At 39.8% G+C, this 6,478-nt stretch carries 1 protein-coding gene; it reads right to left on the reverse strand.

Translation table 11 applies throughout. The annotated features are described in order from the left end of the window. Positions 1 to 796 precede the first annotated feature (796 nt). The coding region (locus tag V6256_RS14575; RefSeq protein WP_341599002.1) for a type I secretion C-terminal target domain-containing protein at positions 797 to 6,478 on the reverse strand (5,682 nt) is incomplete at its 5' end.

Raw genomic sequence — 6,478 nt, forward strand, 5'->3', positions numbered from 1 at the left:
CTGAAATACTATTGAGCAATAAACGATCTCGGGGCAGTGGCTTTAGCCTCCCTTCGTAATGCTGATAAAAAAGTCACTGCATCGTAATAAATAGCAGTACAACCTGGTATAGATATTATGCCTTTATTGTAGTTATATGCGATGACTCGCATGCTGGGATACTAAAGCACTGGCCCAAAGGAGTGTTTTGATTTTTCTATAGGTAAGTAGCCGCATACTGAAAAGCTACAGTCACCGCATCGAAATATAATGGGGCTTAGTTCATTCCGAACTTTGCGTTAAAACTTGAATTTTATCTGATATGTGTCTGTACTTAATAAGTCGTTTATTTATTGTGCGCTAGTACTTTCACTAGTCACTTTAACATTATCCGTTATGCTTTGAGTTACGCTCTCAGTCACTTCAACATCGATCCACAATTCAACACCTACTCTTCTATCTGATTGTAAATATTCAATAAGCACCTTTCTACTCAGTTGACTTGTACATGATTGTATAAACAAGATACTTTATAAAGAATATTTAGTCCTATCGTTTTATATGAAAGTCATCATGTTTAATTAAAGATGATGAAAACAAGTAATACGGAAAGTGTTTATGCTATTAAATATGTTTTGAATGATAATCATCAATAGTGATTTGTTATGCTCCTTTATTGAGGTGAATATCTGTAAAATTTTATTTTAGGTTTCCACCTTTTCTAAAAAAAAGCCCCCTCACTAATTACCAGTGAAGGGGCTTTTAAACTGTCATCACCACATTAAAAAACAGTAATGACAGGCTTTATTGTTTACGATTAAGGAGTAACAGTAACCGCAACATCCTCATCAATAAACAATGAAGGACCTGATGCAATTGAGTATTCATTATATGTAATACCATTTGTATCAGTGAAGGTGTTACTTGTAATTTCCATATCCGTTACAACAATATCTTCAGCATCACCGGTGATATACAAAGTCTCATTATCATCGGTTAACGCTTCTACTGCTGCACTGGTTAAGGTAATAGTATTACCCGTATCGCCCTCGCCTAAAACTAACTCTTCGATGTTAGTTACAGACCCTAATGATAAATTAGTAAAGTCTAAATTAATACCATCATCAACATACAGGGTATCAGTACCTATACCGCCATCAATACTCACAAAGCCATTACCAGAGATTGACATGTAATCATCGCCGGCACCTGCACTGAAGGTATCACTACCATTACCGTCGATAAGGACATCATTACCTGCACCACCAGTTAAGCTGTCGTTACCGCTACCACCACGGATTAAGTCGTTGTAATCAGTACCAGTTAAGTCATCATTACCTTCATAGCCGTAAATACGTACGCCGTTATTGTTTCCACTTTCATTGATCTGATCATCACCATTTGTGCCTTCAATCACAACATCTGTATTGAATAACAAGCCATTTAATAAACTTGCATCAACCAAACTCGATAATGAAGAAGTATCACTCAAGCCTTCACTGTCCGTCGCGGTAATTGTCATATTACTTAGTACATTAACTTGTACATCAGTACTGAGACCCAGAAGTTCTGTGTTATCAAAATCAACCGTCGCTAATAACTCATTAATCGCTTGGTTATCAATAACGCCGCCATCTATTGCTGTGATCGTCACAGTTGATGATGCGCCCACTAAACCAAGTAAAACAGAGCTGTTAACCGTCTCTACTTTCAACCCCAGTAATGCCGCCATTGCTTCTGATACCGTTAATTGCAACGTAGTTAAATCAACATTCAACAGTGAACCATAGTTCAGTACAACACTAGTTAAGTTGTTATCAATATCCATCGCAGAGAAAGCTTGATTCTCTAGATTAAGCACATCCAATGCTTGTACAGAAACTAAACCAAGTAAGGTATTGTTCGCTGCATTAGCTATTGGTGCGCTATTTGTTGTTGGTGTTGGCTCCGTTGCTTCAGCGCCTGATGCATCAAAGTCAACCGCTGCATTAGCAATATCACCATCGCCGTCGACAATGTCAACATCAATAGTGGTCGTGCCACCTAATGTAACGCTATCAGCAGTCAGTTCATCAACTAATAGATTACCGTTACTAATTAAGCTTTCAATGATCTCACTATCAGAATCAAATCCAGCTGTTAAATCAACTCCTTGCAGTGTAATCGTTTGATCAACAGTAGATGTTGCTTGATCATAGCCACCGACAAAGTCACCATCAACACTCACTGAGATAATCGTATCGCTACCATTATATTCAAAATGTAAGTAGTTACTTAGATTACCTACATTAGTTCCTATTCTACCTTCCCCTTGCAGCATATCGGCTAAGTCTAGTATATCCCCACCACCTAGATATGGTTGGCTATTAAAGTCGGTAATAATATCGTTAACTGGAGCACTAGTCTCAGCAACTGCATCCCCCTCTTCCCAAAGGAAAATATCGTTACCATCTCCGCCAGTTAATGTGTCATTACCCGTACCACCACTCAGTATGTCGTTGCCACCGAGACCATTTATTAGATCATCACCCGCTCCGCCACGCATTAAGTCAGCTAATACAGTACCACCAACCATATTATCATCGCCACCATAACCGTACATACGATTATTTAGCGTATTGTCTCCGAACATAATTTCCCCAGAGCTTGTTCCTTCGTATAGGTAACTTGGATAACTCGATGAAAGTAATCCATCTAACACATCGAGATCGATAAGACCATTAGACGTAGCGGTGCCATCTAAAGTTTCAGGATCAGAATCAGAAGCTGTGATGGATAAGCTACTAGCGACTCCAACAGAAAGTGCGGATGACGTATAGACAGAACCTAGAAATTCATTAATAACCTGATTACTGATTGTGGAACCGTCTTCAGAGGTAATAGTCAACGTATAGCTTGAACCAACTAAGCCAAGAATACCACCTTTGACACTATTTACATTTAAGCCAAACTCATTTGCCATCTGAGAAGACCATTGAAATGCAGGGAGTCCTAAAGCAATCAAAGCACTACTCTTTATGACCACACTGGTAATATCATTATTCGCATCCGTTGCAGAGAAAGCTTGAGATTCGCTTAAGTTAATTAACCCAAGAGCATCCGCTCCAATTAACCCTAATAAAGAATTATCATCACCTAGAGTCACTTCAGGTGCTTCTTCAACCTCTGCAGTGACAACTGCTTGACCTGTCGTAGTATAATTGTATTCACCAGTGATCATATCAACCGTAATTGTTTCACCTTTAATGGTCTCAATTGCAAGTTCATTATTAGTTTCATTATAAGTTGAAAAAATAGCCGTCTCAGAGCTGCCTTCTGTGCTTACTGAATTATTTTCAGCGTCATAAACATAAGTGATGCCATCTAAAGTGATAGAGCCTACATGAGCACCATCTGCACCGGCATCAACAATTAAATCACCAGTATAATCAGTATTAACAGCAGCGACGTCGATTTGGTTATAAGTATCAACTTGCGCTATATCATCTACAAGCGTCACAACAATTTGTGATGCATTACTTTCATTACCAGCGGCGTCAATTGCTGTCACCTCAAATGGTAAGTATAAAGCGTCTTCACCTTGTACTGAATGATCGAATGATTCAGATAATGTGAACGTATATTGACCATCCGTAGCTAACACTAATTTCGCGACCTCACCAGCAGTAGTCGTCCCCGTTACCGTGATTGAGCCATCTCCCGCAGTTGATGAAGTCCATGTAACAGCTTCACCATTAACCGTGTAAGAGCCCGTTGGCGTATCAAGCGTAAAGCTAGCAACGGTTTCATTGACTGATAATGCCCCTGTTTGTGTAATTGCTGGCACCGTTTCATCAACCCCATCAATACCATTAGTACTAAAGTCGCCTTCATCAATAGTGATTTTAGTAGAACTTGAATCGATAACAGGTACTTCGTTATCAAAAGAAATTGTCCCATCATCAGTACCAACGTTATTCGCACTGTCTGTAGCAGTGACTGTAACATCAGTATTACCCGTTATCGTCAATGCATTGCCATCCGAACCTAGTGTACCTGCCGGTAATGTCCAGCTACCATCGCCATTATTTGTTGCTGTATAGTTAACACCATCAATCGTCACGATAACAGTCGCACTATCATCATCAACAAAACCCGATAATGAAGGGTTACTTTCATTTGTTAAGATATCTGTGAAAGAAACTGTTGGAGGCGTGATATCGTAGACGATTGTACCATTGTCTGTCCCTACTAAATCCTGGGCGTTAGTAGCAGTGACCAACACATCAACATCAGTAGATATGACAAGTGGTGAATTGTCAGAACCTACTGTGCCAGTAGGTAAACTCCAAGTCCCATCTTGGTTGTTAATTGCCGTATAATCAACACCATCAATGGTCACAACAATAGATGCTCCCGATTGATTAATATAGCCAGATAGTTCAGGTGATTGCTCATTGATTGTTATGTTATTAAACGTGACAACCGGTTTCACAGTCGAGAACTCAATACTAGTTTCAGCGCTATCGCCATCCCCATCGATAACTTGTACATCAATATGTGCTGCTTGCGCATCTTCTTTAATTTGACTAGTAAAGATTAAATTACCGTTAGCTATTAATTTTTGAATAGCCTCTTCGTTAGTCTGAGAAGGCACAGCATCATACAAATCACTAAAGGTATCAGCAGCAAAAGTAATGGTTGAATCCGCAGCTGTTTCAACATTAACACCAGACGCTAATAAACCGCCTTCTTTATCGATGTAAAAAGTCACTGTATTGTCACTATTCAGAGAAATTGATATGTAATTGCTTAGGTTAGCAGCGGATAACCCGCCCGCTACATCACTTCCTAAATATTGACTTAAATCAATAATATCACCTCCCTGAGAAGCCTGATCAGCATTAAAATCTGTAACAGTAAAGGTAGAGTCTGATAATATACGGTATGTATCAGTGCCATCTTGACCCGACACACTACTTTCAGAAATGAGACTTTCACCATTCTGATCGATGATAATAAGGTCATCCCCTGCACCAGCAGAGACAACATCAGTATTTTCGTTTATAACAATAATATCATTACCACTTTGAGCAGTTATAAAGCTACCACTTAAGTCATCACCTGCAATGATAATATTATCACCAATCTGCGAAGCAGTAAGACCTACGAAAGTTGCATCCTCAATTTTTTCTCCCGCTACTCCGGCACCATCAAGCACATACTCTCCAGTCACCACATTTATTCCTATGGCATAAGGGGTTGCACCTACAGATAACAGGTTTAAATTACTATTGTAATTATAGATGTAATCTACATTATTTGAGTTATTGCTATAAGCCACAGTATTCGTTTCTGCTGTATAGGTGAAAGTTTGTCCTTCTATCGAAATAACTGTCTGGCTAAGACCATCTTCACCAGCATCAAATTGGAATGAATGCTCATATCGTTCCGTGTTGATTACTGCTGTCGTCGGTACTTCAGCTAGGGTCGGGATATCATCTACGATACTCACCACAACGTTTTCAGTGCTTTCATTACCAACAGCATCTGTAAATGTGAGACCAAAATCCATATCAAGTTCATCGACTTCTGTCGCCGTCTCACTTGTCGTACTGGTTGCATGTTGCAGCGCTTCATTTAACGTAAATGTATAAGTGTAATCAGTACCATTAGCTAACGGTTCTAACACCATAGTAGCGACTATATTCGCACCTGAATTGGTAGTTGCCGTTAACGTTTGCACTCCATTTTCAGTCGTTAACGCCCAAGTAACTTGATCTCCATTGGTCGTTGTATAAGTACCTGTTGGCGCACTTAAGCTCATGGTTGCGACAGCTTCATTAAAAGTGATGGTTTTACTAACACTTAGAGGATTCCCTTGTAAATCCGCTTCTAGTACATCTGCAATAAGAGGGCTATCATCTGGGTTCGCTGGTAGTACAACTCCAGGAGCCGCTGTGTCGATAGTAATTGTGCCGCTAGCATCAGCTTCATTACCAAGGCCATCAATCGCCGTTACCTTGACTTCAAGATTGTTGCCATCTGCAATCGCATCGCCATCTGGAATTTCCAGACTCCATATACCATTACCTTCACTATCAGTACCTAGTACTACGTTAACACCATTGTTATTAGTATCATTAACATCATAAGTTTTACCGCCAATCGTCACGGTAACATCAACTGCATCCGTATCCATGGTACCGGTGATAATTGGGGTATTATCTTTAGTATCCACTAATGAATTAGCATCGATTGCTACATTCATAACAGAATCAACAATAGTTGAACCTTCAGGACTCACATTACCAGCCGAATCTGTCGCAGTTGCAGTCACCGTTGTTGAATCAGGGATAACGACATCAACTAAATCAACTGTCCAATTACCTGTATCTGGATCTGCTACTACTGTGTAATCAGGAGTGCCATCACCATTAATATCAATTTCAACTGTTGAGCCAGGCTCTGCCGTACCCGTTAAGCTACCTTTACCGTTCGTTTCATCAACCGTTGGCGC

This window comes from Psychromonas aquatilis (genome assembly GCF_038155185.1).
In the GTDB taxonomy this organism is placed as follows: Bacteria; Pseudomonadota; Gammaproteobacteria; order Enterobacterales; family Psychromonadaceae; genus Psychromonas; species Psychromonas aquatilis.